Raw genomic sequence first — 25,866 nt, 5'->3', positions numbered from 1 at the left:
ATGGCTCGTTCAGTCTGGAAGGGTCCGTTCGTGGACCTTCATCTGCTCAAGAAGGCAGAAACCGCCCAGGACACCAACGCGCGTTCGCCGATCAAGACCTGGTCGCGTCGCTCGACGATCCTGCCGTCGTTCGTGGGCCTCACGTTCAACGTCTATAACGGCCGCAAGTTCGTGCCGGTCTCGGTCAACGAGGACATGGTCGGGATGAAGCTGGGCGAGTTCGCGCCCACGCGCTACTTCCCCGGCCACTCCGCCGACAAGAAGGGCAAGCGCTGATGTCTAAGCAAGTCAGCCCGCGCAAGGTCGCGGACAACGAGGCGCTTTCGGTCGGTACGCAGATCCGCGGTTCCGCACAGAAGCTCGGCCTCGTGGCTGCGCTCATCCGTGGCAAGAAGGTCGGCGATGCGATGAACATCCTCGCCTTCTCGACCAAGGGCATGGCGATCGAAGCCCGCAAGGTGCTGGCCTCGGCCATCGCCAATGCGGAGAACAACCACAACCTCGACGTCGACTCGCTGGTCGTCGCCGAGGCATCGGTTGGCAAGTCGATCACGATGAAGCGCTTCGCGACCCGCGGCCGCGGCAAGTCGACCCGCATCCTCAAGCCATTCAGCCGTCTGCGCATCGTCGTGCGCGAGCAGGAAGAAGCATAATGGGTCAGAAGAGCAACCCCATCGGTCTGCGTCTGCAGATCAACCGTACCTGGGATAGCCGCTGGTACGCCGAAGGCGCCGACTATGGTCGGCTCCTGCTCGAGGATCTCAAGATCCGCGCATATATCATGAAGACGCTGCCGCAGGCTGCGATCTCCAAGGTTGTGATCGAGCGTCCGGCCAAGCTGGCCCGCATCTCCATCTTCGCTGCACGCCCTGGCGTGATCATCGGCAAGAAGGGTGCGGACATCGAGAAGCTGCGTTCGACGATCGGCAAGATGACGTCGTCGACCGTGTCGCTGAATATCGTCGAGATCCGCAAGCCGGAAGTCGATGCGCGTCTCGTTGCACAGGGCATCGCCGATCAGCTCGAGCGTCGTATCGCTTTCCGTCGCGCCATGAAGCGTGCGGTTCAGTCGGCGATGCGTCTCGGTGCCGAAGGCATCCGCGTGAACTGCGGCGGCCGTCTTGGCGGCGCCGAGATCGCACGGTCGGAGAGCTATCGTGAGGGTCGGGTTCCGTTGCACACGCTGCGCGCGAACATCGATTATGCCGAGGCTACGGCGCACACGTCTTACGGCGTTTGCGGCGTGAAGGTCTGGGTCTTCAAGGGCGAGATTCTCGGCAACGATCCGACGTCGTACGACCGCATCATGATGGAGGCTCAGACCTCCGGCGTGCGGCCGCAGCGCGACGATCGTCGCTAAGGGGCAGGAACAGACATGCTGCAACCAAAAAAGACCAAGTTCCGGAAGGCCTTCAAGGGCAAGATTTCGGGCGACGCCAAGAGTGGCTTCTCGCTCAATTTCGGCTCCTACGGCCTGAAGGCCATGGAGCCCGACCGGATCACCGCACGCCAGATCGAGGCGGCCCGCCGCGCGATCACGCGTCACATGAAGCGCCAGGGGCGTTTGTGGATCCGCATTTTCCCAGACCTTCCGGTCTCGGGAAAGCCAGCCGAAGTCCGCATGGGTAAGGGCAAGGGCGCGCCGGAATACTGGGCCGCTCGAGTCAAGCCGGGTCGGATCCTGTTCGAGCTCGACGGCGTCGACGGCAAGATCGCTGCCGAGGCATTCGAGCGGGCGGCCATGAAGCTGCCGATCAAGGTAAAGGTCGTTGCCCGCCTGGGCGACACCTCGCATCTGGGAGGCGAGTAAGATCATGGCTCGTATCGACGACATGAAGGCCAAGAGCGACGACCAGCTGTCGGAGTCGCTTGGCGAACTGAAGCGCGAGCAGTTCAACCTGCGCTTCCAGGCCGCCACGAACCAGCTCGAAAAGCCGAGCCGCGTTCGTGAGGTCCGCCGCGACATCGCTCGCATCAAGACCCTGCAGGCTCAGCGCACCAGCGCTGACGCCGCGAAGTAAGGAACACATCATGCCGAAGCGCGTGCTGACCGGTCTGGTCGTGTCCGACAAGGGCGACAAGACGGTGGTCGTGAACGTCGAGCGTAAGGTGAAGCACCCGCTCTACGGGAAGATCATCCGTCGCTCGAAGAAGTATCATGCTCATGACGAGAGCAACGAGTTCAAGCAGGGCGAGACCGTGCGGATCGAAGAGACCGCACCGATCTCCAAGCTGAAGACCTGGAAGGTGATCGAGCGGGTCAACACCCACGCGACGCCGGAGCGGGCTTCGGCCGAGGGCTGAATCAAACATGAGGGCAGGGGGGCAACTCCCTGCGCTCTTGTTTTCGTAAACGGGAACGGCTAAGCGGCCGCTCCTCCCCGCTGCGGATTCGTCCGCGGCGGGGTGATTTTTTAGGCGGGGTTCGGTCGGTATCGACCCCAGAGACAGAGAAGGGATACGGATCCATGATCCAGATGCAGTCCAATCTCGACGTCGCTGACAACAGCGGCGCGAAGCGGGTGCAGTGCATCAAGGTGCTTGGGGGTTCCAAGCGTCGTGTTGCAGGCGTTGGCGACATCATCGTCGTCAGCATCAAAGAAGCGCAGCCACGGGGCCGCGTGAAGAAGGGCGACGTTCACCGCGCGGTGATCGTTCGTACTGCCAAGGATATCCGCCGTGCAGACGGTACGGTCATCCGCTTCGACGGCAACGCCGCGGTGCTGGTCAACAAGAACGAGGAGCCGATCGGCACCCGTATCTTTGGCCCAGTCGTTCGCGAGCTGCGTGGCAAGAAGCACATGAAGATCATCAGCCTTGCGCCGGAGGTGCTGTAATGGCGAGCCAGCGTATCAAGAAGGGTGACAAGGTCATCATCCTGTCCGGCAAGGACAAGGGCAAGACCGGCGAAGTCACGATGTCGATGCCGAAGATCGACAAGGTCGTCGTCTCGGGCGTGAACGTCGCCGTGCGCCACACCAAGCCGACCCAGGGTGACCCGCAGGGTGGCCTGGTCCGCAAGGAAGCACCGATGCACGTCTCGAAGGTCGCTCACGTGACCGCGGACGGCAAGCCGACCCGCGTCCGCTTCGAGGAGCAGGATGGCAAGAAGGTCCGCGTGGCCGTCAAGACCGGGGAGAAGATCAATGGTTGATCAGAACACCGCCGCTGGCACTGAGGCCGCCTACACGCCGCGCATGCGGAAGATGTATGATGAGACGATCATCAAGGCGATGACCGAAAAGTTCGGCTACAAGAACGTCATGGAGATCCCCCGGATCGACAAGATCGTGCTGAACATGGGTGTCGGCGAAGCGACGCAGGACAAGAAGAAGGTCGACCAGGCAGCCCAGGAAATGGAGCTGATCGCCGGCCAGAAGCCCGTCGTGACGAAGGCCAAGAAGTCGATCGCGCAGTTCAAGCTGCGTGAAGGCATGCCGATCGGCGTGAAGGTTACCCTTCGCCGCGAGCGCATGTACGAGTTTCTCGATCGTTTCATCACGATCGCTCTTCCCCGCGTCCGCGATTTCCGCGGTCTCAACCCGAAGAGCTTCGATGGCCGTGGCAACTATGCCTGCGGTATCAAGGAGCAGATTGTGTTCCCAGAAATCAGCTATGACCGGGTCGACAAGGTCCGCGGCATGGATGTGATCGTGACGACGACCGCCAAGACCGACGACGAGGCTCGCGAGCTTCTCCGTCTCTTCGGCTTCCCGTTCCCGATCGAAGACGACGCTGCCGACGAGAAGAAGGCAGCTTAACTACCAACCGCCGCCCCTGACCTCGTGTCACGGGCGGCGCTTCAGGAAAGAAAGAACTTAAGTCGATGGCGAAACTGAGTTCAGTCAACAAGAACGAGCGCCGCAAGCGCATGGTCAAGCAGTATGCCCCGAAGTACGCGGCACTGAAGGCGATCGCAGCGGACAAGACGCTCGACGATGGTGAGCGTCTGATCGCTCGCCTCAAGATGGCGGCAATCCCGCGCAACGCGAACCCGACCCGCATCCGTAACCGGTGCGAGCTGACCGGTCGCCCGCGCGCCTATTACCGCAAGTTCCGGCTCTGCCGTATTCAGCTGCGCGATCTGGCCAACAAGGGCCTGATCCCCGGCGTCACGAAGTCGAGCTGGTAAGGACTACATCATGGCAGTGACCGATCCCCTGGGTGATTTGCTCACCCGTATCCGTAATGGCCAGCGCGCGAAGAAGGACTCCGTCCTGACTCCGGCGTCGAAGCTGCGCGTCCGCGTGCTCGACGTTCTGCAGCGTGAAGGCTATATCCGTGGCTATAGCGAAGAGCAGATGGGCCCCGCGGCCGGCCTTCGCATCGAGCTGAAGTATTTCGAGGGCCAGCCTGCGATCAAGCATGTCGCGCGCGTCTCGAAGCCCGGCCGTCGCGTCTATTCCGGCTCGCAGGAACTTCCCCGCGTCCGTAACGGCCTCGGCATCACCATCGTCTCGACGCCCCGCGGCGTGCTTTCGGATTCCGAAGCACGTGAGCAGAACGTCGGCGGCGAAGTCCTCGCGGAGGTGTTCTGATGAGCCGTATTGGTAAGAAGCCGGTCACCGTACCGGCGGGCATCACGCCGACGATCGAGGGTAAGCAGCTGACGATGAAGGGCCCCAAGGGGACCCTGAAGATGCCGCTTCGCGACGAGATCAGCTACACGATCGAAGACGGCGGCATTTCGGTGCAGCCGGCCAACGACACCAAGCGCGCCCGCGCGTTCTGGGGCATGCAGCGGACCATGGTGCAGAACCTGGTCACCGGCGTGTCGGAAGGCTTCACCAAGAAGCTGCTGATCAGCGGCGTCGGCTATCGTGCCGCAGCCCAGGGTCGCAACCTCAAGCTGCAGCTCGGCTACAGCCATGACGTCAACATCGACGTGCCCGAGGGCATCGAGGTGAAGACGCCGGACAACACGACGATCGAGATCTCGGGTTCGGACAAGCAGATGGTTGGCCAGCTGGCCGCGGAGATTCGTCAGTGGCGCAAGCCCGAGCCGTACAAGGGCAAGGGCATCAAGTACGACGGCGAGTTCATCTTCCGCAAGGAAGGGAAGAAGAAGTAATGACCAAGGGACTTTCTCTTTTCGCCAAGCGGCGTCGCCGCAACCGTACCGCGCTGCGCGCACGCGCCGGCACCCGTCCGCGCCTGTCCGTGCATCGCTCGGGCAAGCACATCTATGCCCAGGTGATCGACGATGCCGCCGGCACGACGGTTGCTTCGGCCTCGACGCTGGAGAAGGACGTGCGCGGCACGTCCGGCGCCAACATCGATGCGGCGACCTCGGTCGGCAAGCGCGTCGCCGAGGCTGCCAAGGCAGCGGGCGTGACCCAGGTCGTGTTCGATCGCGGCGGCTTCCTCTACCACGGTCGCGTGAAGGCTCTTGCCGATGCCGCGCGCGAAGCCGGATTGGAGTTCTAAGACATGGCTGACGAAAACAACACGCCAGCGGTAATCGCACCCGAGACGACCGCACAGGACGTCACGGCCCAGAACGTTACGGGGAACGTGCCCCAGAGCACCGGGTACCAGGGCAACAGCGGCGGTGGCCGTGGTCGTCCCGGTGGCGGCGGCGGTGGCGGTGGCGGTCGTGGTGGCCCCGGCGGCAATCGCGGCGGTGGCCCCGGTGGCAACCGTGGTGGTCGCGATGGCGGTCGTGGCGGTCGTGACAATCGTGGCGGTCGTCCGGGTTCGGACGATGGCGGCGAAGAGCTGATCGAGAAGCTGGTGCACATCAACCGCGTCTCGAAGACGGTCAAGGGCGGCAAGCGCTTCGGCTTTGCAGCACTCGTCGTCGTCGGCGACGGCAAGGGCCGTGCAGGCTTCGGCCATGGCAAGGCACGCGAAGTGCCGGAAGCCATCTCGAAGGCGACGGCAGCTGCCAAGAAGAAGATGGTTCGCGTTCCGCTCAAGGACGGTCGCACGCTGCATCATGACGGCAACGGTCACTTCGGTGCCGGCAAGGTCACGCTGCGGTCGGCGCCTCAGGGTACGGGCATCATCGCCGGTGGCCCGATGCGCGCCGTCTTCGAGTCGCTGGGTGTCGCAGACGTCGTGACCAAGTCGGTCGGCACGTCGAACCCCTACAACATGATCCGCGCAACGTTCGAAGCCCTTGGCGAGCAGACCTCGCCCAAGGCCGTCGCACAGCGTCGCGGCAAGAAGATCGCCGACCTGCTCGGCCATGGTGGTTCGAAGACCGCCGAGGCCGATGCAGCTGCGATCACGGAGTAAGCGATCATGGCTACCATCAAGATCACGCAGACCGGTTCGCCGATCCGCCGCGAGAAGGACCAGCGCGCAACGCTGGTCGGTCTCGGCCTGAACAAGATGCACAAGACCCGCGAGCTGGAAGACAGCCCAGAGGTCCGCGGCATGATCCGCAAGGTGCAGCACATGGTGTCGGTCGAAGGCTGAGCCTTCACGACCCACGTGACAAATACGGGAAAGGGGGCTAACGGCCCCCTTTCTTATTCCAGAATCCAACCCCGGTTTTTCAACCAGCGCGTAACAAGCGAAAGCGAGTGCATTACCATGAAGCTCAACGAACTCCGCGATAACGAAGGTGCCCGTAAGTCCAAGATGCGCGTCGGACGCGGCATCGGCTCGGGCAAGGGCAAGACCGGCGGCCGCGGCCAGAAGGGCCAGAAGAGCCGCGAGGGCGTGTCCATCGCCGGCTTCGAAGGCGGCCAGATGCCGCTCCACATGCGTCTGCCTAAGCGCGGCTTCAACAACATCTTCCGCAAGGACTTCGCAGAGGTCAACCTCGGCGCGATCCAGCTCGCGGTCGATGCCGGCAAGATCGAGGCGAACGCCACGCTCGACCACAACGCGCTCAAGGCCGCTGGCCTGGCACGTGGCGGCAAGGACGGCGTCCGCCTCCTCGCCAAGGGTGAGCTGACCACGGTCCTTTCGTTCACCGTCGACGGCGCGTCGAAGGGTGCGATCGAGGCGGTCGAGAAGATCGGCGGCAAGGTCGAGGTGATCCACTTCGTCCCCGCAGCCGAGAAGGCTGCCGCCAAGAAGGGCGTGAAGTACAAGGAGCGTGCGGCGCACAAGGCGTCGTTCAAGGCCTGAGCCGAACGAGAAAGGGGGCGGGTGCGAGAGCGCCGGCCCCTTTTTTTATTTGCCTGACCTGGCGGCTTCCTGTCGCCCGCTTCCGACCCGCCCGTTTTTCGGGACCACCCTTCCTCCGTTCGCCCTGAGCGTAGTCGAAGGGTACGTCACCTGGGGCAACGTCCTTTGACTTCGTTCAGGACGAACGGGGCAGGGGGCGACCGAGCGCCCGTCGGGCTCGCATAACGCACCTAGGCATTAGACAAGCGCGCTCCTGCGCCTATATGAGCGGCGGGGGCGGTCACAACGCTTCCCGCCTTCTTTGTTTCCAGGACGATCACACGTATGGCATCCGCAGCCGACCAGATGGCGCAAAGCGTCAGCCTGTCCAAATTCGCCAAGGCGACCGATCTCAAGAAGCGGTTGTGGTTCACGATCGGCGCCCTGATCGTCTTCCGCCTGCTCAGCTATGTCCCGTTGCCGGGTGTCGATCCGACCGCGCTGGGGCTGTTGTCGCAGCAGACGCAGGGCGGCGTGCTCGACTTCTTCAACACCTTCTCCGGTGGCTCGCTCAGCCGCATGTCGCTGATCGCGCTCGGCGTGATGCCCTACATCACCGCCTCGATCGTGGTGCAGCTCGCGACTTCGTTGAGCCCCACGCTCGCCGCGATCAAGAAGGACGGCGAATCGGGCCGCAAGCGCCTGAACCAGTATACCCGCTACGGCACCGTCGGGCTGACCGCGGTGCAGGGCTATTTCATCGCCGTCGGGCTCGAGACGCTCGGCGCGAACCAGGGCATTGCCGCGGTGATCGAGCCGGGCATGACCTTCCGTATCGCGGCGGTCATCTCGCTGATCGGCGGCACGATGTTCCTGATGTGGCTCGGTGAGCAGATCACCAGCCGCGGCATCGGCAACGGCGTCTCGTTGATCATCATGGCGGGCATCGTCGCGCATCTGCCGACGACGCTGGTCAACCTGCTCGAGGGCGGCCGTTCGGGCAGCCTCGACCCGATCAAGCTGATCGGCATCATCGTCGCGGTCGTCCTGCTCGTCCTGTTCATCTGCTTCATGGAGCGCGCACAGCGCCGCATCCTGATCCAGTATCCCAAGCGCCAGACGCAGCGCGGGATGCAGGCGGATCGCAGCCATCTGCCGCTGAAGATCAATACCGCCGGCGTCATCCCGCCGATCTTCGCCTCGTCGCTGCTGCTGATGCCGCTGACGATCTCGCAGTTCGCGGGCCAGCGCGTTGCAGGTGAGTCGCAGTGGGGCGATTTCATCATCACCCTCAACCAGTATCTGCAGCACGGCAGCCCCGTGTACATGCTGCTCTACGGCGCCGGCATCATCTTCTTCTCGTTCTTCTACACCGCGATCGTGTTCAATCCCGAAGAGACGGCGGACAATCTGAAGCGGCATGGCGGGTTCATCCCCGGCATCCGTCCGGGCAAGAACACCGAGAACTATTTCGATTACGTACTGACGCGCATCACCGTCATCGGTGCCGCCTATCTGACGATCATCTGCCTGCTGCCCGAATATCTGGTCACGGCGCTGTCGATCCCCTTCTATCTCGGCGGGACCAGCCTGCTGATCGTCGTCAACGTGACGATGGATACGGTGACACAGATCCAGAGCCATCTGCTCGCGCATCAATATGGCGATCTGATCAAGAAGGCGAAGCTGAAGGGCGGTCGACTTCGCTAAGTTGCGGGGTTACCGGTTTATAATCCTGCACGAACGAGGGGAGTGCGTTTCGTGAATATCATCCTTCTTGGCCCGCCAGGCGCGGGCAAGGGCACGCAGGCCGCGACGCTCGTGGCCGAACGCGGCATGGTCCAGCTGTCCACCGGCGATATGCTGCGCGCTGCGGTCGCAGCGGAATCGCCCGTCGGCCTTCAGGCGAAAGCCGTGATGGCCGCCGGGGGCCTGGTCAGCGACGACATCGTGTCGGGCATCATCGGTGAGCGGCTCGACCAGCCCGATACCGCAAACGGCGTGATCTTTGACGGTTATCCGCGCACCGCGGCCCAGGCCGAGGCGCTCGACGGTCTGCTTGCGGCTCGCGGTCGCACGCTTGACTACGTGATCGAGCTCGGGGTCGACGAAGCCGCGCTGATCGACCGTGTAGTTGGGCGGTACACCTGCGCAAACTGCGGCGCCGGTTATCACGATCGGTTCAAGCAGCCGGCGGTTGCCGGGGTCTGCGACGTGTGTGGCTCGACGGAGTTCAAGCGCCGTCCCGACGACAATGCCGAAACCGTCAAGACGCGGATGGCCGAATATCGCGCCAAGACCGCGCCGATCCTGCCAATCTACGATGCACGTGGTCTCGTGCGCCGCGTCGACGGGATGGCGGACATCGGCCATGTCGGCGTCGCGATCGCAGCGATCCTCGACGACCGCTGATTGGACGATCACCGGTCCGAACATGACAGGTTTGTCATGTTCGGGTCATCCCCCTGTGGAGTGCCCGATCCTAAGAGACGCGTGTCGCCCGAACGAGCGGCGCGAGTTTCCAGAGATCGGTGCCCGTCACTCCCGGGGGTACCGTGGGGGCCGGCGGGAAGTGATTTCCGCCGGCCTTTCCGTTATGGGACAGGGGAAAGCGATGACGCCGTGAACCGCAAGATCCTGATTGTCGAAGATGATGTCTCGACCGCGAGCTATCTTGCCAAGGGGCTGACCGAGGCGGGTTATGCCGTCGAGACCTGTGGCGATGGGCGTGACGGGCTGTTCCTCGCGAGCGAGGGGATCTTCGACCTCATCATCGCCGACCGGATGCTGCCGGGGCTCGACGGCCTCGCCATGGTCAGCGCGGTCCGCGCGGCCGGGATCGTCACCCCGGTCCTCATCCTCTCCGCACTCGCCGCGGTCGATCACCGGGTCGACGGGCTGAAGGCCGGGGCCGACGACTATCTCTGCAAACCCTTCTCGTTCGCGGAACTGTCGGCGCGCGTCGAGGCGCTGGTGCGCCGGTCGGACCGCCTCGCGAGCGATCCGCAAAAGACCAAGCTGTCGGTCGGCGATCTCGAGATCGACCTGCTTTCACGCGTCGTGTCGCGCGGTGGGCACACGATCCCGCTGGGTGCGCGCGAATTCAACCTGCTCGAATTCCTAGCGCGGCATGCGGGGCAGGTCGTGACGCGGACGATGATGCTCGAGAAGATCTGGAACTATCACTTCGATCCGGGATCGAACGTCGTCGACGTCCATATCGGGCGGTTGCGGCGCAAGCTCGAGGACGGGTTCCCGACGCCGATCCTCCATACGGTACGCGGGGCAGGATACCGGCTCGCCGTGGAGGGCTGAACCGCGATGCGCCTGTCGGTCACCGCGCGGATCGCGCTGCTCGCGATCATGCTGTCGCTGGTGTCCAACCTCGCGCTGATCGGCTTCGTCTGGAAACAGACCAGCGCCGATGCAATCGATGCGATCCGGCGCGAGACCACCGAACAGTCCGATGCGCTGCGCACCGTCTGGCAAGTTGGCGGTATTCCCGAACTGCGCCAGGCGATCGGCGAGGCGGTGAGCCCCGGCGACGTCTCGCTGGTACTCGCGCTCGTCGACGCGGACGGACGAACCGTCCAGGGAGTCGCGCCTGCGAGGCTGACCGTGCCGCTGCGGATGACCCGCTTCAGGATCGCCCGGCTTGGCGACGACGCGTTGTGGAACGCGCGCGAGACGGGGTACGCCCTGTACCCGATCGGCCGGCAATGGCTGCTGACCGGCCGCAACCTCGATCTGATCGCGGCGGAGGAACGTGCGATGGAGCGCGCGCTGGCCTTCGCCATCACCCTCTCGCTCGCGCTCGGCATCGTCGGGGGACTCGTTCTCGCGCGTTATGTCGGTCGGCGTCTCGACGGGATAGCGAGCGTCGTCGAGGCTGCGGGCGAGGGTGACCTGTCACGCCGTGTGGCCGTGGTCGCGGGTGGCGGTGACGCGTTCGACCGGCTGGCCGCGCGACTGAACGTCATGCTCAGCAAGCTCGAGGGGGTGATGGCCGAGCTGCGCGTCGTGACCGACAGCCTGGCGCACGACCTGCGCTCGCCGTTGGCGCGCCTGCGGACCAAGACCGAGCAGGCGGTGCTGATCGCGGACCCCGACGCGCGTGAAGTGGCATTGGGCGGGCTGCTGACCGAGACCGATCTCGTCATGCGGATGTTGACGATGGTGATCGAGATCAGCCGGTCGGGCTCGGTATCGCGCGACCGGTTCATCCAGGTGTCGCCTGCGAACCTGCTCGAGGAGATCGGTGAGCTCTATGCCCCGGTCGCCGAGGATGCCGGCCTGAGCTTCGTCGTGGCGATCGATGATCGGCCACCGACCATGGCGCTGCACCGCGAACTGCTGAGCCAGGCGATCACCAACATGATCGACAATGCGCTGCGGCATGGTGCCAGTGGCGGCACGGTAACACTCCGCCTGATCGAGCGCGGTGACGGCGTCGCGATCCAGGTCGAGGATCGCGGGCCGGGGATCGCGGTGGCGGACCGCGCGCAGGCGCTCAAGCGATTCGGGCGGCTCGACAGCGCACGCACGACCCCGGGGGCGGGGCTGGGCATGGCGCTGGTCGAGGCGGTCGCGCGGCTGCATGACGGGCGGTTCGAACTGGGTGACAATGCGCCGGGCCTCGTCGCACGGATCGTCCTGCCGGTCTGACCGCGTGCGGGGATGGCTTTGTCCGGGCGGACGCGGCAAGAGGCTGCCGATGGACGCACTTTCGCTTTTCGGGCTTGCCGCGGTTTCCTTCACCCTGCTGTGCTACGCCAAGGAATCGGGATCGCACTGGTGGACGTTCGGCTTCGCGGTGGGGTGCCTGTTCGGATCGGCCTATGGCTTCCTGCAGGGGGCATGGCCGTTCGGGCTGGTCGAGCTGATCTGGTTCGTCGTCGCGCTGCGGCGCTGGATCGTTATGCGACGGGTGGCCGGGGCCCGGCCCTGACGCGGTCGCGCGGCGCGGCTTGCGGGGGCACATCACGCGGGCGGCGGAACCCGCGGCTTGACAGTTCGTTAGCGCGCGCCTAATTCGACCTCCCCGATACGACGGTTCCCGGCGGCGCTCTTTTGCGTTCGCCGTTATCGTGCGTTTCGGATCATCGCTAGGAGATGAGGGCCGTGCAGCCATGCCGGACCTCGTGGAGCAGGAGAACCAAGTTCATGGCACGTATCGCGGGTGTTAATATCCCGACCAACAAGCGCGTGGTAATCGCGCTGACCTATATTCACGGCATCGGTTCGACCAAGGCCAAGGAAATCGTCGCGAAGCTCGGCATTGCCGACACCGCACGAGTCCAGGACCTGACCGACCAGGAAGTGCTGCACATCCGTGAGGCGATCGACGCCGACTACACCGTCGAAGGCGATCTGCGTCGCCAGGTGTCGATGAACATCAAGCGCCTGATGGATCTCGCCTGCTATCGTGGTCTTCGTCACCGTAAGGGCCTGCCGGTCCGCGGCCAGCGCACGCACACCAATGCGCGCACCCGCAAGGGCAAGGCTAAGCCGATCGCCGGCAAGAAGAAGTAATCCGACTCAACACCGGATTACTCCGCCGGCGCTGGTCCCGAGGGACCGCCCGGCGTCACGCAGATACAGGTCAGGAAATACACCATGGCACGCGAACCTCAGCGCATTAAGCGGCGCGAGCGCAAGAACATCACCTCTGGCGTCGCACACGTGAATGCCAGCTTCAACAACACCATGATCACGATCACCGATGCCCAGGGCAACGCGATCTCGTGGTCGTCGGCCGGCGCAATGGGCTTCAAGGGCTCGCGCAAGTCGACCCCGTACGCGGCCCAGGTCGCAGCGGAAGACGCGGGCAAGAAGGCCGCCGAGCACGGCGTTCGGACGATCGAAGTCGAAGTGAAGGGCCCCGGTTCGGGCCGCGAGTCGGCACTGCGCGCGCTGCAGGCGGTCGGTTTCCAGATCACGTCGATCCGCGACGTGACCTCGATCCCGCACAACGGCGTTCGTCCTTCGAAGCGTCGTCGCGTCTGATTTCTCCGACGTTGCCCGTGCGCGGTTGATCGCGCGGCACGGGTGCATATTCATGGCCGGTGGACGTCCTGTCCGCCGGCCCCCAAATTAGGGGAAGCAAGTGTCTGTCAACGCAAAGAACTGGCAGGAACTCAAGAAGCCCAGCGGCCTGGAGAAAAAGGCCGGTGGCGACACCAAGCGCAAGGCGACCTTCATCGCCGAGCCGCTCGAGCGTGGCTTCGGCCTGACGCTCGGCAACGCGCTGCGTCGCGTGTTGCTTTCGTCGCTGCAGGGCGCGGCCGTGACCTCGATCAAGATCGAGAACGTGCTGCATGAGTTCTCGTCTCTGGCCGGCGTCCGCGAGGACGTGACCGACATCGTCCTCAACGTGAAGCAGATCGCGATCCGCATGCAGGGCGAGGGGCCCAAGCGCCTCCAGCTCTCGGCAACGGGTCCGGGTGAAGTCAAGGCCGGCGACATCGCCGTCTCGGGCGACATCGAGATCATGAACAAGGATCTCGTGATCTGCCACCTCGATGAGGGTGCGACGCTCAACATGGAGCTGACCGCCGACATCGGTAAGGGTTACGTGCCCGCTACCGCAAACCGCCCGGCCGACGCGCCGATCGGTCTGATCCCGGTCGATGCGCTCTACTCGCCGGTACGTCAGGTGTCGTACAAGGTCGACCCGACCCGCGTCGGTCAGGACCTGGATTACGACAAGCTGACGCTGACGATCGAAACCGACGGCACGATCACCCCGGAAGACGCAGTCGGCTATGCCGGTCGCATCCTTCAGGACCAGCTCGCGCTGTTCGTCCACTTCGACGATTCGTCGGTCACGCGTTCGTCGGCGCCGATCGGCCAGGCAGCACCCGCTGCCGGTGGTGCGGAGCCCGCAGGCGACACGCAGCAGATCAACCGTTACCTTCTCAAGAAGGTCGACGAGCTTGAGCTGTCGGTGCGTTCGGCGAACTGCCTCAAGAACGACAACATCATCTATATCGGCGATCTGGTCGGCAAGACCGAAGCCGAGATGCTGCGCACGCCTAACTTCGGCCGCAAGTCCTTGAACGAGATCAAGGAAGTGCTGTCGTCGATGGGTCTTCGCCTGGGCATGGAAATCCCGGGCTGGCCGCCTGAGAACATCGAAGAGATGGCCAAGAAGCTCGAGCAGGAAATCATGGGCTGATCTGGCACCGGGGCAGCCATGCTGCACCGGAGACCAGACAGCCCGGCCGGCGGGTCGGTTTCGACCGACCCGTTCGACGACACGGCTTTGCCGGGTCGCCACACGGCTGAAGACAAAGTGGGCCAGGTGCGGGTTTCGTGATTGACGAAACCCGTTCTTGCCGTCTTTACGAAGGCAACGGTCGCCGGCCTTAACGGCGACCAGCTCCCGGGTACCTCATACGGCCCCTGAACGAACGAAAAGGTATTAAACATGCGCCATCGCGTAGGCGGCCGTAAGCTTCAGCGGACCTCGGCCCACCGTCTTGCTCTGTTCCGCAACATGAGCGCCGCGCTCATCAAGCACGAGCAGATCACCACCACCGTCGCCAAGGCGAAGGAACTGCGTCCCTACATCGAGAAGCTGATCACGCTCGCGAAGAAGGGTGGCCTGTCCAACCGTCGTCTCGCGCACGGCAAGCTGCTCGACGATGCCCAGCTGGTGAAGCTGTTCGACGTTCTGGCGACCCGCTATGCGGATCGCAACGGCGGCTATACCCGCGTCATCAAGGCCGGCATCCGCATGTCGGACGCCTCGCCGATGGCGGTCATCGAGTTCGTCGACCGCGACGTCTCGGCGAAGGGCCAGGATTCGGGTCCGGTGATGTCGGACGAGGATTACAACGAAGCGGCATAATCCCCGCCTCTCGTTAGTCGAATTGCAGGCCGCGTTTCCCATCCGGGAGGCGCGGCCTCTTTCGTTACGGGTCCCATCCGGCTATGCGCCCGACATGGAGCACCCAGACAGCATTCTCATCGTCGATTTCGGCAGCCAGGTAACCCAGCTGATCGCCCGCCGCGTGCGCGAGGCGGGCGTCTATAGCGAGATCGCCCCCTTCCAGTCCGCCGCGGCCGCGTTCGAGCGGATGCAGCCAAAGGGGATCATCCTGTCGGGTGGCCCCGCCTCGGTCACGACCGAGAACAGCCCCCGGGTGCCGCAGCATTTCTTCGAGGCGGGGATCCCGATCCTCGGCATCTGCTACGGCCAGCAGGTCATGTCCGCACAGCTCGGCGGCAACGTGATCGTGTCGGGTGACGGCGGCGAGTTCGGCAGCGCCTTCGTCGAGGTGAAGTCGCCTTGCGCGCTGTTCGACGGGCTGTGGGCCGAGGGCGAGCGGCACCAGGTGTGGATGAGCCATGGCGACAAGGTCGACGCGATCCCGCCGGGCTTCACCCCCGTCGCGGTGTCGACCGGTGCCCCCTATGCGATCGTCGCCGACGAGGCGCGGCGCTTCTACGGTGTGCAGTTCCATCCCGAGGTCGTCCACACGCCCGACGGCGGCAAGCTGATCGCGAACTTCGCGCGGCACGTCTGCGGGCTCAGCGGCGACTGGACGATGGCCGAGTTCCGCGAGACCAAGATCGCCGAGATCCGCGCGCAGGTCGGCACGGGCCGCGTCATCTGCGGCCTGTCGGGCGGCGTCGATTCGGCGGTGGCGGCGGTGCTGATCCATGAGGCGATCGGCGAGCAGCTCACCTGCGTCTATGTCGACCACGGGCTGATGCGCGCGGGCGAGAGCGAGCAGGTCGTCAGCCTGTTCCGCGGGGCCTACAACATCCCGCTCATCCATGTGAACGTCGAGGAGCTGTTCCTGAGCGGTCTCGCCGGGATCACCGACCCCGAGCTGAAGCGCAAGTTCATCGGCAAGACCTTCATCGACGTGTTCGATGCCGAGGCCAAGAAGCTGGGCGGGGCGGAGTTCCTGGCTCAGGGAACGCTCTATCCCGACGTGATCGAGAGCGTCAGCTTTACGGGCGGGCCATCGGTGACGATCAAGAGCCACCACAATGTCGGTGGTCTGCCCGAGCGGATGAACATGAAGCTCGTCGAGCCGCTCCGCGAACTGTTCAAGGACGAGGTCCGCGCGCTGGGGCGCGAGCTGGGTCTGCCCGAGATCTTCGTCGGCCGTCACCCGTTCCCGGGACCCGGCCTCGCGATCCGCATCCCCGGCGAAGTCACCAAGGAACGCTGCGACATCCTGCGCAAGGCGGATGCGATCTATCTTGAGGAGATCCGTAATGCGGGGCTCTACGACACGATCTGGCAGGCGTTCGCGGTGCTGCTCCCCGTGCGCAGTGTCGGCGTGATGGGCGACGGTCGAACCTACGACAATGTCCTTGCCCTGCGCGCGGTGACGTCGACCGACGGGATGACCGCGCAGGCGTTCCAGTTCCCCGGCGACTTCCTGCCGCGCGTGGCGACCCGGATCATCAACGAGGTCAAGGGCATCAACCGCGTCACCTACGACTATACGTCGAAGCCGCCCGGCACGATCGAGTGGGAGTGAGCCCCATGGGCGGCGTGCGCCTCTTCGCCTGAGCGGTTTCCCCGATTGCGGGATGGGCGCGGGTGTTCCATTCCTTCGTAGACAAGCAGGACCGGGGGAGAGCGGTGATGAGCATGCAGAGGGCGTCGAAGGCGCTGGCGATCGCGATGACGTGTGTTGCCGCAATGGTCCCGGGCACAGGCGCGGCGCAGGGCGTGACGCCCCCGGTCAAGGTCGAGGGCGGGTCGGTGACCGGCACGACGGGCGCAGGCGTCGCGGTCTTCAAGGGCATAGCCTTTGCAGCGCCGCCGGTCGGCCCCTTGCGCTGGCGGGCGCCGCAGCCGGTGCAGAAATGGTCGGGCGTGCGCGCCGCGGACCGTTTCGGGCATGACTGCATGCAACTTCCCTTTCCGAGCGATGCGGCGCCGCTTGGCACGACGCCGGCGGAGGATTGTCTCGTCCTCAACGTCTGGCGTCCGGCGGCGTCACCGGCGCCGAAACCCGTGCTGGTCTGGATCTATGGCGGCGGGTTCGTGAATGGCGGATCGTCACCTGCGGTCTATGACGGGTCGGCGTTCGCACGGCAGGACGTCGTGTTCGTCAGCTTCAACTACCGGCTCGGACGGTTCGGCTTTTTCGCGCACCCCGCGCTGAGCGCGGCGAACGAGGGACCGCTCGGCAACTATGCGCTGCTCGACCAGATCGCGGCATTGCAATGGGTGCGGGCGAACATCGCGAAATTCGGGGGCGATCCGGCGCAGGTCACGCTGATGGGTGAATCGGCAGGGGGCGCCTCGGTGTTGAACCTGATGGCATCGCCGATGGCAAAGGGCCTGTTCGCGCGGGCGATCGTGATGTCGGGCGGCGGGCGCACATTGATCGGTGGCGTGCCGCTTCGCGCCGAGGCGGGCGGCAGGCCTTCGGCCGAGACGATCGGCGTCAACTTTGCGACGACCCAGGGCATTGCGGGACGGTCTGATGCGGAAACGCTCGCGGCGCTTCGCGCCTTGCCCGCCGATCAGGTGCGCGGCGAGTTGAACCTTGCCTATCGGGGCCCGGTGGATGTGCCGACCTATGTGGGCGGACCGATCGTCGATGGCCGCGTCGTGGTCGGCACGACCGACGGGGCGATGCGGCGGGGGACCGCGATGGCGGTGCCGATGATGGTCGGGACCACCGATGCGGATATCGCGGGCTTTGGCGAGACCTCCAAGGAGGGGCTGTTCGCCAGCTTCGGTGCGCAGGCCGACGCCGCCCGCGCCGCCTATGATCCCGCGGGCACGCAGGAGCTTGCCGCGATCGGTCCCGAGGTAGGACGCGACCGCCTGATGCACGAACCCGCGCGGCTCGTCGCGCAGGAGACGCAGCGCGCGGGGCAGCCCGCCTATCTCTATCGCTTCGGTTATGTCGCGCAATCGATGCGCAAGGACTGGTCGGGCGCGCCGCATGCCACGGACATCCCGTATTTCTTCGACACGGTTGCCGCGAAATACGGCGCGGCGCTGACCCCGCAGGATGCCCGCGCCGCGCAGCTCGCCAACCGCTATGTCGTCAATTTCGTGCGGAAGGGCGATCCTAACGCGCCGGGACTACCGCGCTGGCCGGCCTTCGACGCACGCCGGGGCGCCGTGCAGCTGCTGCAAGCCGATGCGAGCGCGATCAACGGCGTGGATCCGCTCAAGGCTCGGCTGGATGCGGTACAAGGGGCCGCCGACGCCGTGGTAGCAGGTCCCGAACTGCACTGAGGCGCGCCGCGCGGCGCTCACGCGCATAGTTCGTGCGTCCGTGTCTTCTGTCGCTCTCTGAAGGAATCGGCCCGCTCGAGAAAAGGGGATAACTCGTGCGGGCCGCAGTCCAGCGCCGACGCTGCTGTCTTGGGGAAGCGCGTCGGACAGATCGGATATGGGCGGAATGCCGCGATGTATCAAGACTTTTGAAAGGAAGGTGTGCTGACCGATTGCGGGACAGACCTGGAGATCGAGTTGCGATTCGGCGATCCCGATTGCGCTGTGTGTGGTCTGCACCGAACGATGCCGACAAAGCGGGGAGGGATGGTGCTGCGCGCCCCGCCGGCCCGTGTGACTGAAAACTGGCGGGGCGCTGAAGGTTACGCGATACTCGGCAACGCCTCTGCCCATGGCTTATGCCAAGCAGTCGTGAATTGAAAATGAACGGGGCGCCCCGCCCGTCCGTGCGACACTCTCGTATCCGGGCGGGGCGCCGAGGACGCGATGCCGTTTCGGCACTGCGTCGCTGACGACAAGCTAGCATTGGCGGCGAAACTTGACAGCACCGCTCGTCACGCCGCTGCCTCGTTTCGCCCGAAAATCTGCGCTAGGCGGGGGGCGCGGCCGTTCGGACGGGCCGGTGGTATCGGAGCGAAGGCATGCGGAGGATCGGGGCAACACTGGGGCTGATGCTCGTCGGCGCATGCCAGCAGACGGGCGATGGCCGGGATGCCGCCGCTGTGGAACGCCGGGTGGTGGTCGGGACGCTGACGGGCGACCCCGTGGCGGGTGCGCGCGTGTTCGTTCAGTGCAAGGCCTGCCACACGATCGGTGCGGACGCAGTCGATACCGATGGCCCCAATCTTTATGACGTGGTCGACGGCCCGGTCGCGCAACGCCGGCCGCGATTTGCCTATACCGCGGCGTTGCAGGCAATGGGCGGGCGCTGGGATGCAGCGCGGCTCGATGCGTGGCTTCGAGCACCGCAGGGCTTGGTGCCGGGGACGACGATGCGCTTTGCCGGTCTGTCCGATGCGCAGCAGCGCGCCGACGTGATCGCCTATCTCGCGACCTATCGCAGTGGACGGTGAAGCGATGTCCTTCACCGGTAAGCCTGCGCCGCTCCACTAAGGGCAGTCGAATTTTTCACAAGGGGGGTTTTTCATAAGCCTGCACCGATCTGATTGAACACGGAAGATTGATCGCCCCGATGGCAGGCTCCACATTCGACGCTATGCAGTCGGAAAGGTGCGCATGAGAAACATTGAGATCATCGAGGCGAAGCCGGCCAAAACCATTCGCCGCAAGCGGATAGATGCATGGATCAGCGCGCTCTCGTTCGCCGAAGCCGCGGCCAAGCAGGTCGTGCAGGGAGGAGAGAAACTTTCGCCGAGGTATTTCCTCATCAACTGTCGGATTGGGATCGAGCCAAGTGCAAACAAGGGAACGGATGCTCAGCGACGTAGCGCGTTGATCGAAATCATTGAGTCGATGAGGCCAGTGGAGAAGCACCTATCGACTTCGACATGGCTTGTTCGGCTCCACATTCAAACTGCTACTCAAGTCCGTGATTTCCTGACCGGTCCGTTGGATGTTGAACTGGATGGACTTCATGTCACGCATTCGTCGCGTGACAATCGCGCAGCCTTTGGCACCACCGACCTTCAGTCCTGACGAGGCGCGGGGTGGCAGACATTTTTCCGAGCGAGCGCTTCGAGGGAAGCCTGTCGAACGGTGCAGCGTCCGTGCCGATCGCGTTCGTGGTCAGCGCGGGTGAGGATTGCCGACTGGTGTTCGATGTCGAGCCGGGGGGACGTGATCTGGGCAGGATGGGTTTTGGTGTCGGCGCTACTCCGGGGCTTGAAATGCCGGAGTATGCCCTGCGGGGGCGCAGCGCCGCGGGTAACACCATCACTAGCGACTCCGTATCGATCATTGCTCACGGTCATAGCGGCCAGGGGCACACGATCGGGATCGAGGCTGGCGAGGCCACCTTGGTCGTGCCCTTGAACGAACCGCAGGATCAGCCGATCCTCAGGGAGTGGTTCCGCTCGTTCAAGTCGTTCCGCAATCCGGTCTTCGAAACTCCGCTCGGCAGGGTGGTTGTACACGGTGACGCGAAGGTACCGAACAAGGACGTGACGTCGGGCTACGTTGCGGTTCAAGCGCCCGCCGGTGCAGTGCCGGACGACTGGCGGCAGCGCGCCGACGCATTTCTGTTGCATATGCAGCGCGGCATCGCCTTCGCGCACGGCGGCCGTCTCCAAGTCCCTCGCCTCGACTACATCGCCAAGGACGAGAGCTGTACGACGTTCTACGCCGGCGAGCCCTTCCGTTCGGAGTTCCCGGTTCAGCATCAATTGAACCACGGCCCGATCCTTCAAACGCTCGTCGATCGCTATTTCGACCACGGACCATTGCCCGAGGTGCTCTGGACGGCGCTTGGTTGGATGCAGTCCGATACCACTTTCGACGAACTGCGATACCTTACGGCGATGACGGCGCTCGAAACTATCATTGAGACTGAGCTTCCTGCGAAAAAGGGAACGACGGTACCGAAGTCGGACTTCAAGGCGATGCGGGCGGAGCTAGACAAGGTCGTTGCCGCGTCGGCGTTGTCGGATGTCGAGCGTAATATCTTCCGCCAACGTCTAGCCGGCATGAACCGGAAATCGTTCGCCGAGAAGATTGACGGCTTGTTCGACCATTACGGATTGTCGCGCGACGACTTTGGTGGCAACGCGATCGGGTCGCTGGTCAAGCTCAGGAATGACATCGTCCACAGAGGCCATATCCCCGATGATGTGGATGCATGGCCGATGATCATACTCGTACGTGAGCTTATAACGCGCATTCTGCTTACAGCGATCGGTTTCGAAGGGAAATACCGCTGCTACGTTGGGGGCCTACACGATCGCGTAATTGGGAATGCAGCGCCGTCCGCACCTTCGCCGATCGTCATCGCGCCGCCCGCGGCTCCCACAGCTTAGTTTTCACGGTGGCCGCCAGTGGCGCGCAAGGTCCAACCAGGTCTAGATGGGCCGGTGAAGATTTCGACCATCACGCTGGCTGCCGTATCCCCGACGTTCGGCCTTGCGACTTACCAGAAGCGCGCCTTGAGTCGTACCGGCAGGGCGCAGTTCATAAAGCAGAGGAATTGTCTCTACCTTATCATCGGCATGGTGCTTGCCCTAGTGACGTTTGCGCTGACCTGGCGAGGAACCGGAGATCCACGTTGGGACAAATGGTGGCCGGCGCTGACCCCCATCGCTTGGTATCTGCAGGGCCGATGCAACGAGATATTCTTGGCGTTCTACCTCGACGCGTTCGACAAGCTGCGGATCAATCGGCAGCCGTCGAGTGCAGTTGCGTGGTCCACTCGCGTCCGACTGGCACTGAACAGCTACGTCGAGCTTATCCTGAACTTTTCGGTGCTATACGCTATGCTTCCGGCCTACATGTGGCAATGTGGTACGCAGCGTCCGTCGTCCTTCGCCGACCTGCTGACCTACAGCGCGTTGACGATCACCACGAGCGGCGGCGGAGGGTTCGTAGCGAAACACTGGCTGCCGCAAATGATGACCGTCTACGAGGTGATGTGCGGCCTGATCCTGCTGGTGGTCAGCTTCACTATCTACACTGGGAGGGGGTTATCCAAACGCGGAACGAGGTGAGGCAGAGGCGCCCGCTGATGAGCTTGGCGGGCACACGGTAGGCGCCGCCGCGCGTCCAGGTGGCCGGGATCGTCTTCAAGTCAGCGGTACGGCCCTGCTGCTGCCTCTCGACCAATTGCGTCCTCCCGGTCGCGTCTTGAAACGTGCGCAACTTAATCTTGTACAGCGCAGTCTGTTCGAGTCCGCGGGACGATTCGCCCATTCGCGAACTGGACGGGCGGAATGCCGCTATCGGTGTGTTGGATTGCTGCCGCTGTCGCCTTGGCCCCCGGGGATGCCGTGGTCAGCGTTTCGTACGCGTCGCATTCGCCGACCTCAACTCTACTGCCGCGACGATTTCACTCTCGTAAACTCGGTCATAACCCGCGTCGGATGACTGCCTGATCCCGAGTGCGCGGGCTGCGCCTCGGACTGTCTGATGCGGGACACCCAACAAGCTGGCTATCTCGACGTTCGTGACATGAGAACGAGCTATGCGTTCGACCTCGTCGATCGGTACGATTGGTTGGTTGGTCGTAGGAAATGCTGAAAGCAAGTTCGTCGCTTGGCGCACGGCAAGGTTGAGGACTTCCGCCGCGCCGACCTTCGACATCAAGTTGAGATACGGGAATGTCGGATCGATCCGGCATGTCAGCGGGGTGATGGCCCCATTTCGCGTAATGGGCGTCGCGAGGTGGGCGCGGAGGCGATTCCGATCGACCCTCACGCGTTCGAAGACGCCGGTTGTGCCGGCCTGGAGAGAATAGGGCAGGTCACCACATAACATAGCCTCGATCACGGCATCCCAAGGCTTGAGGCGGCCACCGACCATGTGCATCGCGTCGCGTAACCGGATCCAGCCAGTCTGGCCGTCCGATCGAGCCGTGGTCAGCAGGTCGATCAGTTCGTCCAGCGCGTCCGAGGTCGTCTGCGGTGCAGTGTAGCGCGCAGTAAAGAAGGGGTGGCTGAGCAACGGGATACGACCCAGCGCACTGAGTTGCTCGATGGCGTAATAGGGCAATCCTAGGACAGCGTTAGCCTGATCGAGGTCTCGCCGACGGCGCACGTCACGTTCCAGAAGCATCACCTCGTTGCGATCGAACAGTGGGACCATGTGCGGGCCCCTTGCGGCTCCGATCGTGCGGAAAACACCGCGACGGCGCAGGGCCACGACCTGAGCCGTTCCATGACCTAGGACATTCGCTACTTCGCCGCACGTCATGGTCCTCGCGCGCAGGGCTGCCGGGCACATATTCGATGCTCGATCACCTCGACTTCGTCTTCCTCTGCATGGACGGCACCGAGGGCAAGCGGGAGCTCGTCGAGCGCCTCGAGGATCGCGATCTGCGGTTCATCGACGTGGGCATGGGGCTGACGTTCGGCGAGTGCGGCCTCTCGGGGCTGGTAAGAGTGACGACCAGCACGCCGCAGCTTCGCGAGCACGTCTGGGACAGAGGGCGGATACCGCTAGATACCGCCGGCGCCGACGACGCATATTCCACCAACGTCCAGGTCGCCGATCTCAACGCGCTCGCGGCGGCACTCGCCGTCGTCCGCTGGAAGCGCCTCTGCGGCTTCTATGCCGATCTCGAAGGCGAACACTTCGCGGCCTTCGCGGTCGATGGAAACCATCTCCTCAACGAGGAGCGTCAGCCTTCCGCCGGGCCGGACGATGCGGTCAGGAGCTAGGTCGATAACGCTTTGAGCCAGGCTAAAGTCGGCGTCCGTCGAGCTCTTCGACCCAGCGCGTCCAGTCTGAAACAACCATCAATCCCGAGGGGCCGGTTGCGAGACCGGCCCCTTTTTCTTCGTGGCCGATTGCTCAGGCGCGATGAACCGGATGGAGACTGAAGATGAGGAACCTCGACCTCTCGGGGGTGGACCCCTTGCGCCGTACGGAGATCAGCGCCCGTGTCGAAACCGTCCGATCGTTTCTTTCGATAGTCTGCCCTACCGAGACCGACCGGCTGCGGCATGCGGCTCGCCTGGGACGGCGACGGGCCCAGTTCCTCAAGCTCGTGCGAGCATGGAAGGCACTTTGCACCGCGAAGGCTCTGGCCGGCGCCACGCCGCGGGGAAAGACAAGGCCAACCGACTGGCGCCGACTGCCGGAGACCACCGAGCGGATCATGTCCGAGGCGCTCGAACGGCTCGGGCCGGACGTGAAGCCTAACGCTGCGGTCGAAGCCGTCGCCGCGGCGATGGCGGAGCAGGGCCTGCATACGCCTTCGAGAGTCACCGTGTGGCGACGCCTGATGGCGCTCAGGCAGGTGCGCGGCCACGTTTCCGGTGCGGGCGACGTCATCGTCGTCGAATGCCGCGCGCAGCTTCCCGTACTGTCGGACGGAGAGATCTCGATGCCGAGTCTGCTCGTCGCGGCGCGGACCTCCGACGGTCTGATCGTCGCGGCGACGCTCCTACGCGACGCCAGGCAGGACGTTCGGCGGATCGGCGGTGCGATCAGGGCGCGTAGGCATGCCGACGTGGTCTCGATCGACCGGACATATGCCGACGGCTTCGGCGATCCGCGCGAAAGTCTGCTTCACCTGACACCCGGTGTCGCACGCAGGATCCTCGCGCGTGCGATCGGCAAGGCGTTCGGGCGGCTTCGGCTGCGGTACAACTTGAGTAGGACGGACCCTGAGAAGCTCCTTACGACGAAGGATGACAGACCGCTAAGTCCACGCGACGCCAAAACCGTTATCGAGGAGGCGATCGGGGTCCACAACGCCGGTCGGTCCGGCTCAGCCGGCTTCAGGCTGAGCTGACGGTTCCCGATCCCGCCAGTCGGCGAGCAGTCGAAGCGTCGTGAGCAGGTCCGCGGGAGGCTCGCTCGCGTCGTCGCGCTCCAGGTCCGCCAGGATCGTGGCGTCGTGGACCTCGATCTCGACCTGGACTCGAACCGCGTCGTCGCTCGTTCCGTCGAGATCGGAGGTCGTGGCGGAAGCCGACGTGGCGACGTCGTCGCTGGACAGCAGAAGGATGCGGCCCATGCGATCGCCGACGGCCTTTCGCAAATAGCGGCCGAATCGTCTGGGAGCGTTGGACGGCTGCATGACCGAGCGAATTCCTGCGCGTACGAATTCAACCGCCACCCGCGACAGGTCCGCCTCGTCCAGACCGACGACCAGCTCCATCTTTTCCAGCCGCCCGGTCCAGGCGACCGCTCGCAGCGAACCGCTCGTCACGCGGCGCAGCGCGTCCGCGGCGGCATGGGCGTATCCGACCCTTCCACGCCGCGCGTCGCCAAGCGCGGCTCCCAGGACGAGCTGGGTCCGCCTGTCCAGAATTACGAACAGCACGCGCTGTGGCGTGTCCATAGTCGACATCGTAATGGCGCAGCAGTCGAACTGCACCTCGCCTCCAGGCCGTACGCGCCTCTCCCGCCGTCTCATCTCCTCCTGGACCCTTCGCCGCAGCGTCGCGAAGCTAGGTTGGACATCGAGTTCGGCCGCCGCCGCAGCGCCGAGCTTTTCGATGAGCTCCTTGAGGGTGACCTTCGCGCCCTCCGGCACCGTGGCTACGACGGTCTGTACATGCTTGGAAAGGATGGTGTCGTAGTCGCTGGACCGGGCCCTCGGGGCGATCGCCATCGTCTCGACCGAGGCTATCGATCGCTTCGTCCTCCAGGCCTTCGCCATCTCGTAGAAGCGGTTCAAGGTAAGACCAGCGCCCTTGGCGGCATCGGAGGGGACGGGCGGTCTGCCCGCGTGCCAGCGCGCCATGGCCTTCATGCGACGCATCGCGGAGTCGCGTTGATCCGTGGACATGGCGAGCCACAGCTTCTTCTCGGAGGCGGGCACGGGGTCGCCGATGAGCAGTCTCAGCCGACGATCGACGGGAAGGTAATCTAGATCCACCTCTTCGTCTGCGTCACCGGCCTTCGAGCGCGTCCCGTCCATCGTGCTGCGCTAGCAGCGTGCGTCAGGACCGTCGACCAAA

General features: G+C 64.3%; 35 protein-coding genes. 33 read left to right on the top strand and 2 right to left on the bottom strand.

Annotated features, from left to right (window positions below):
- From rpsS to FHY04_RS09795, 31 genes are all read left to right on the top strand, one after another.
- The gene (gene rpsS / locus FHY04_RS09945) at window positions 1–276 is read left to right on the top strand and encodes a 30S ribosomal protein S19 (RefSeq protein ID WP_031393761.1); all 276 of its coding nucleotides are present in this window, start codon (window positions 1–3) and stop codon (window positions 274–276) included.
- Window positions 276–653: a 50S ribosomal protein L22 gene (gene rplV / locus FHY04_RS09940; protein WP_037529220.1), complete on the top strand. Its 378-nt coding sequence runs from the start codon at window positions 276–278 to the stop codon at window positions 651–653. Before rpsS ends, rplV begins: the two co-directional genes overlap by 1 nt.
- A complete protein-coding gene (rpsC, locus tag FHY04_RS09935; protein WP_031393759.1) occupies window positions 653–1,360 on the top strand; it encodes a 30S ribosomal protein S3 in 708 nt (235 codons plus the stop codon). Before rplV ends, rpsC begins: the two co-directional genes overlap by 1 nt.
- A 15-nt stretch (window positions 1,361–1,375) precedes the next feature.
- A complete protein-coding gene (gene rplP / locus FHY04_RS09930; protein ID WP_031393758.1) occupies window positions 1,376–1,810 on the top strand; it encodes a 50S ribosomal protein L16 in 435 nt (144 codons plus the stop codon).
- A gap of 4 nt (window positions 1,811–1,814) precedes the next feature.
- Entirely contained in the window at window positions 1,815–2,021 is a 207-nt protein-coding gene (rpmC, locus tag FHY04_RS09925) for a 50S ribosomal protein L29 (protein WP_031393757.1), read from the top strand.
- A 10-nt stretch (window positions 2,022–2,031) separates the two neighbouring features.
- The gene (rpsQ, locus tag FHY04_RS09920) at window positions 2,032–2,304 is read left to right on the top strand and encodes a 30S ribosomal protein S17 (RefSeq protein ID WP_031393756.1); all 273 of its coding nucleotides are present in this window, start codon (window positions 2,032–2,034) and stop codon (window positions 2,302–2,304) included.
- 164 nt (window positions 2,305–2,468) lie between these two features.
- On the top strand, window positions 2,469–2,837 hold the full coding sequence (gene rplN / locus FHY04_RS09915; RefSeq protein WP_031393755.1) for a 50S ribosomal protein L14: 369 nt from the start codon (window positions 2,469–2,471) through the stop codon (window positions 2,835–2,837).
- Entirely contained in the window at window positions 2,837–3,154 is a 318-nt protein-coding gene (rplX, locus tag FHY04_RS09910; RefSeq protein ID WP_183936301.1) for a 50S ribosomal protein L24, read from the top strand. Before rplN ends, rplX begins: the two co-directional genes overlap by 1 nt.
- Window positions 3,147–3,761 carry a 50S ribosomal protein L5 gene (gene rplE, locus FHY04_RS09905; protein WP_042466294.1) on the top strand — a complete coding sequence of 205 codons (615 nt, stop codon included), beginning with the start codon at window positions 3,147–3,149 and terminating at the stop codon, window positions 3,759–3,761. The genes rplX and rplE overlap by 8 nt, the downstream gene beginning before the upstream one ends.
- 65 nt (window positions 3,762–3,826) lie before the next feature.
- On the top strand, window positions 3,827–4,132 hold the full coding sequence (gene rpsN, locus FHY04_RS09900; protein ID WP_031393752.1) for a 30S ribosomal protein S14: 306 nt from the start codon (window positions 3,827–3,829) through the stop codon (window positions 4,130–4,132).
- A gap of 10 nt (window positions 4,133–4,142) precedes the next feature.
- Window positions 4,143–4,538, top strand: coding sequence for a 30S ribosomal protein S8 (rpsH, locus tag FHY04_RS09895; RefSeq protein WP_031393751.1), 396 nt, complete (start codon window positions 4,143–4,145; stop codon window positions 4,536–4,538).
- Window positions 4,538–5,071: a 50S ribosomal protein L6 gene (gene rplF, locus FHY04_RS09890; RefSeq protein WP_031393750.1), complete on the top strand. Its 534-nt coding sequence runs from the start codon at window positions 4,538–4,540 to the stop codon at window positions 5,069–5,071. Before rpsH ends, rplF begins: the two co-directional genes overlap by 1 nt.
- Window positions 5,071–5,427 (top strand): 50S ribosomal protein L18, encoded by a 357-nt coding sequence (gene rplR / locus FHY04_RS09885; protein ID WP_031393749.1) that lies wholly within the window; start codon window positions 5,071–5,073, stop codon window positions 5,425–5,427. The genes rplF and rplR overlap by 1 nt, the downstream gene beginning before the upstream one ends.
- A gap of 3 nt (window positions 5,428–5,430) precedes the next feature.
- Window positions 5,431–6,240, top strand: a complete 810-nt coding sequence (gene rpsE, locus FHY04_RS22535; RefSeq protein WP_260171436.1) for a 30S ribosomal protein S5 — start codon at window positions 5,431–5,433, stop codon at window positions 6,238–6,240.
- A gap of 6 nt (window positions 6,241–6,246) precedes the next feature.
- On the top strand, window positions 6,247–6,423 hold the full coding sequence (gene rpmD / locus FHY04_RS09875; protein ID WP_031393747.1) for a 50S ribosomal protein L30: 177 nt from the start codon (window positions 6,247–6,249) through the stop codon (window positions 6,421–6,423).
- Between the two features lie 117 nt (window positions 6,424–6,540).
- A complete protein-coding gene (gene rplO / locus FHY04_RS09870) occupies window positions 6,541–7,083 on the top strand; it encodes a 50S ribosomal protein L15 (protein WP_031393746.1) in 543 nt (180 codons plus the stop codon).
- Between the two features lie 324 nt (window positions 7,084–7,407).
- A complete protein-coding gene (secY, locus tag FHY04_RS09865; RefSeq protein ID WP_031393745.1) occupies window positions 7,408–8,772 on the top strand; it encodes a preprotein translocase subunit SecY in 1,365 nt (454 codons plus the stop codon).
- A gap of 51 nt (window positions 8,773–8,823) precedes the next feature.
- Window positions 8,824–9,474, top strand: a complete 651-nt coding sequence (locus tag FHY04_RS09860; RefSeq protein ID WP_037529375.1) for an adenylate kinase — start codon at window positions 8,824–8,826, stop codon at window positions 9,472–9,474.
- 210 nt (window positions 9,475–9,684) lie between these two features.
- Window positions 9,685–10,377, top strand: coding sequence for a response regulator transcription factor (locus FHY04_RS09855; RefSeq protein ID WP_031395241.1), 693 nt, complete (start codon window positions 9,685–9,687; stop codon window positions 10,375–10,377).
- A 6-nt stretch (window positions 10,378–10,383) separates the two neighbouring features.
- Window positions 10,384–11,727: a HAMP domain-containing sensor histidine kinase gene (locus FHY04_RS09850; protein WP_183936300.1), complete on the top strand. Its 1,344-nt coding sequence runs from the start codon at window positions 10,384–10,386 to the stop codon at window positions 11,725–11,727.
- 49 nt (window positions 11,728–11,776) lie between these two features.
- On the top strand, window positions 11,777–12,010 hold the full coding sequence (locus FHY04_RS09845; protein ID WP_056674863.1) for a hypothetical protein: 234 nt from the start codon (window positions 11,777–11,779) through the stop codon (window positions 12,008–12,010).
- A 215-nt stretch (window positions 12,011–12,225) separates the two neighbouring features.
- Window positions 12,226–12,594 carry a 30S ribosomal protein S13 gene (rpsM, locus tag FHY04_RS09840; RefSeq protein WP_031395238.1) on the top strand — a complete coding sequence of 123 codons (369 nt, stop codon included), beginning with the start codon at window positions 12,226–12,228 and terminating at the stop codon, window positions 12,592–12,594.
- A gap of 84 nt (window positions 12,595–12,678) precedes the next feature.
- Complete coding sequence (rpsK, locus tag FHY04_RS09835) at window positions 12,679–13,068, top strand: 30S ribosomal protein S11 (protein WP_031395237.1); 390 nt, start codon at window positions 12,679–12,681, stop codon at window positions 13,066–13,068.
- A gap of 100 nt (window positions 13,069–13,168) precedes the next feature.
- The gene (locus FHY04_RS09830) at window positions 13,169–14,239 is read left to right on the top strand and encodes a DNA-directed RNA polymerase subunit alpha (RefSeq protein WP_031395236.1); all 1,071 of its coding nucleotides are present in this window, start codon (window positions 13,169–13,171) and stop codon (window positions 14,237–14,239) included.
- A 252-nt stretch (window positions 14,240–14,491) separates the two neighbouring features.
- The gene (gene rplQ, locus FHY04_RS09825; protein ID WP_031395235.1) at window positions 14,492–14,914 is read left to right on the top strand and encodes a 50S ribosomal protein L17; all 423 of its coding nucleotides are present in this window, start codon (window positions 14,492–14,494) and stop codon (window positions 14,912–14,914) included.
- A 94-nt stretch (window positions 14,915–15,008) separates the two neighbouring features.
- Window positions 15,009–16,565 (top strand): glutamine-hydrolyzing GMP synthase, encoded by a 1,557-nt coding sequence (gene guaA / locus FHY04_RS09820; RefSeq protein WP_183936299.1) that lies wholly within the window; start codon window positions 15,009–15,011, stop codon window positions 16,563–16,565.
- Between the two features lie 107 nt (window positions 16,566–16,672).
- Window positions 16,673–18,289 (top strand): carboxylesterase/lipase family protein, encoded by a 1,617-nt coding sequence (locus FHY04_RS09815; protein WP_183936298.1) that lies wholly within the window; start codon window positions 16,673–16,675, stop codon window positions 18,287–18,289.
- Window positions 18,290–18,930: 641 nt separating this feature from the next.
- On the top strand, window positions 18,931–19,362 hold the full coding sequence (locus FHY04_RS09810) for a cytochrome c family protein (RefSeq protein WP_183936297.1): 432 nt from the start codon (window positions 18,931–18,933) through the stop codon (window positions 19,360–19,362).
- Between the two features lie 163 nt (window positions 19,363–19,525).
- Window positions 19,526–19,945: a hypothetical protein gene (locus FHY04_RS09805; RefSeq protein ID WP_183936296.1), complete on the top strand. Its 420-nt coding sequence runs from the start codon at window positions 19,526–19,528 to the stop codon at window positions 19,943–19,945.
- 11 nt (window positions 19,946–19,956) lie between these two features.
- Complete coding sequence (locus FHY04_RS09800; RefSeq protein ID WP_183936295.1) at window positions 19,957–21,261, top strand: hypothetical protein; 1,305 nt, start codon at window positions 19,957–19,959, stop codon at window positions 21,259–21,261.
- An 18-nt stretch (window positions 21,262–21,279) separates the two neighbouring features.
- A complete protein-coding gene (locus FHY04_RS09795; RefSeq protein ID WP_183936294.1) occupies window positions 21,280–21,945 on the top strand; it encodes a hypothetical protein in 666 nt (221 codons plus the stop codon).
- Window positions 21,946–22,228: 283 nt separating this feature from the next.
- Here the strand turns inward: FHY04_RS09795 and FHY04_RS09790 are convergent, their stop codons facing one another.
- Window positions 22,229–23,038 (bottom strand): hypothetical protein, encoded by an 810-nt coding sequence (locus FHY04_RS09790; protein ID WP_183936293.1) that lies wholly within the window; start codon window positions 23,036–23,038, stop codon window positions 22,229–22,231.
- A 143-nt stretch (window positions 23,039–23,181) separates the two neighbouring features.
- Here FHY04_RS09790 and FHY04_RS09785 point away from each other — a divergent pair, with 143 nt between their 5' ends.
- Window positions 23,182–23,613, top strand: a complete 432-nt coding sequence (locus FHY04_RS09785) for a hypothetical protein (RefSeq protein WP_183936292.1) — start codon at window positions 23,182–23,184, stop codon at window positions 23,611–23,613.
- Between the two features lie 164 nt (window positions 23,614–23,777).
- Window positions 23,778–24,692, top strand: coding sequence for a hypothetical protein (locus FHY04_RS09780; protein ID WP_183936291.1), 915 nt, complete (start codon window positions 23,778–23,780; stop codon window positions 24,690–24,692).
- On the opposite strand, the gene FHY04_RS09775 is transcribed toward FHY04_RS09780, so the two are convergent.
- Window positions 24,669–25,826: a hypothetical protein gene (locus FHY04_RS09775; RefSeq protein ID WP_183936290.1), complete on the bottom strand. Its 1,158-nt coding sequence runs from the start codon at window positions 25,824–25,826 to the stop codon at window positions 24,669–24,671. The two genes, FHY04_RS09780 and FHY04_RS09775, sit on opposite strands and share 24 nt — an antisense overlap.
- Window positions 25,827–25,866: the final 40 nt, after the last annotated feature.

The organism is Sphingomonas sp. BK481, from assembly GCF_014194875.1.
Classification (GTDB): domain Bacteria; phylum Pseudomonadota; class Alphaproteobacteria; order Sphingomonadales; family Sphingomonadaceae; genus Sphingomonas; species Sphingomonas aerolata.
Note: the sequence above shows the minus strand (reverse complement) of the source record. Positions and strands in the feature narration are given on the sequence as shown.

Coding starts and splice junctions, on each gene's coding strand:
- rpsE (WP_260171436.1), top strand. CDS start 5,431: ATGGCTGACGAAAACAACACGCCAGCGGTAATCGCACCCGAGACGACC.
- rplR (WP_031393749.1), top strand. CDS start 5,071: ATGACCAAGGGACTTTCTCTTTTCGCCAAGCGGCGTCGCCGCAACCGT.
- rpsC (WP_031393759.1), top strand. CDS start 653: ATGGGTCAGAAGAGCAACCCCATCGGTCTGCGTCTGCAGATCAACCGT.
- rpmC (WP_031393757.1), top strand. CDS start 1,815: ATGGCTCGTATCGACGACATGAAGGCCAAGAGCGACGACCAGCTGTCG.
- FHY04_RS09775 (WP_183936290.1), bottom strand. CDS start 25,826: ATGGACGGGACGCGCTCGAAGGCCGGTGACGCAGACGAAGAGGTGGAT.
- FHY04_RS09790 (WP_183936293.1), bottom strand. CDS start 23,038: ATGGTCCCACTGTTCGATCGCAACGAGGTGATGCTTCTGGAACGTGAC.
- rpsK (WP_031395237.1), top strand. CDS start 12,679: ATGGCACGCGAACCTCAGCGCATTAAGCGGCGCGAGCGCAAGAACATC.
- guaA (WP_183936299.1), top strand. CDS start 15,009: ATGGAGCACCCAGACAGCATTCTCATCGTCGATTTCGGCAGCCAGGTA.
- rpsQ (WP_031393756.1), top strand. CDS start 2,032: ATGCCGAAGCGCGTGCTGACCGGTCTGGTCGTGTCCGACAAGGGCGAC.
- rplF (WP_031393750.1), top strand. CDS start 4,538: ATGAGCCGTATTGGTAAGAAGCCGGTCACCGTACCGGCGGGCATCACG.
- rplQ (WP_031395235.1), top strand. CDS start 14,492: ATGCGCCATCGCGTAGGCGGCCGTAAGCTTCAGCGGACCTCGGCCCAC.
- secY (WP_031393745.1), top strand. CDS start 7,408: ATGGCATCCGCAGCCGACCAGATGGCGCAAAGCGTCAGCCTGTCCAAA.
- rpsS (WP_031393761.1), top strand. CDS start 1: ATGGCTCGTTCAGTCTGGAAGGGTCCGTTCGTGGACCTTCATCTGCTC.
- rplX (WP_183936301.1), top strand. CDS start 2,837: ATGGCGAGCCAGCGTATCAAGAAGGGTGACAAGGTCATCATCCTGTCC.
- rplO (WP_031393746.1), top strand. CDS start 6,541: ATGAAGCTCAACGAACTCCGCGATAACGAAGGTGCCCGTAAGTCCAAG.
- rpsH (WP_031393751.1), top strand. CDS start 4,143: ATGGCAGTGACCGATCCCCTGGGTGATTTGCTCACCCGTATCCGTAAT.
- FHY04_RS09810 (WP_183936297.1), top strand. CDS start 18,931: ATGCGGAGGATCGGGGCAACACTGGGGCTGATGCTCGTCGGCGCATGC.
- FHY04_RS09845 (WP_056674863.1), top strand. CDS start 11,777: ATGGACGCACTTTCGCTTTTCGGGCTTGCCGCGGTTTCCTTCACCCTG.
- FHY04_RS09805 (WP_183936296.1), top strand. CDS start 19,526: ATGAGAAACATTGAGATCATCGAGGCGAAGCCGGCCAAAACCATTCGC.
- rpsM (WP_031395238.1), top strand. CDS start 12,226: ATGGCACGTATCGCGGGTGTTAATATCCCGACCAACAAGCGCGTGGTA.
- FHY04_RS09780 (WP_183936291.1), top strand. CDS start 23,778: ATGAGGAACCTCGACCTCTCGGGGGTGGACCCCTTGCGCCGTACGGAG.
- FHY04_RS09815 (WP_183936298.1), top strand. CDS start 16,673: ATGAGCATGCAGAGGGCGTCGAAGGCGCTGGCGATCGCGATGACGTGT.
- rplN (WP_031393755.1), top strand. CDS start 2,469: ATGATCCAGATGCAGTCCAATCTCGACGTCGCTGACAACAGCGGCGCG.
- FHY04_RS09785 (WP_183936292.1), top strand. CDS start 23,182: ATGCTCGATCACCTCGACTTCGTCTTCCTCTGCATGGACGGCACCGAG.
- rplV (WP_037529220.1), top strand. CDS start 276: ATGTCTAAGCAAGTCAGCCCGCGCAAGGTCGCGGACAACGAGGCGCTT.
- rpmD (WP_031393747.1), top strand. CDS start 6,247: ATGGCTACCATCAAGATCACGCAGACCGGTTCGCCGATCCGCCGCGAG.
- FHY04_RS09850 (WP_183936300.1), top strand. CDS start 10,384: ATGCGCCTGTCGGTCACCGCGCGGATCGCGCTGCTCGCGATCATGCTG.
- rpsN (WP_031393752.1), top strand. CDS start 3,827: ATGGCGAAACTGAGTTCAGTCAACAAGAACGAGCGCCGCAAGCGCATG.
- rplP (WP_031393758.1), top strand. CDS start 1,376: ATGCTGCAACCAAAAAAGACCAAGTTCCGGAAGGCCTTCAAGGGCAAG.
- rplE (WP_042466294.1), top strand. CDS start 3,147: ATGGTTGATCAGAACACCGCCGCTGGCACTGAGGCCGCCTACACGCCG.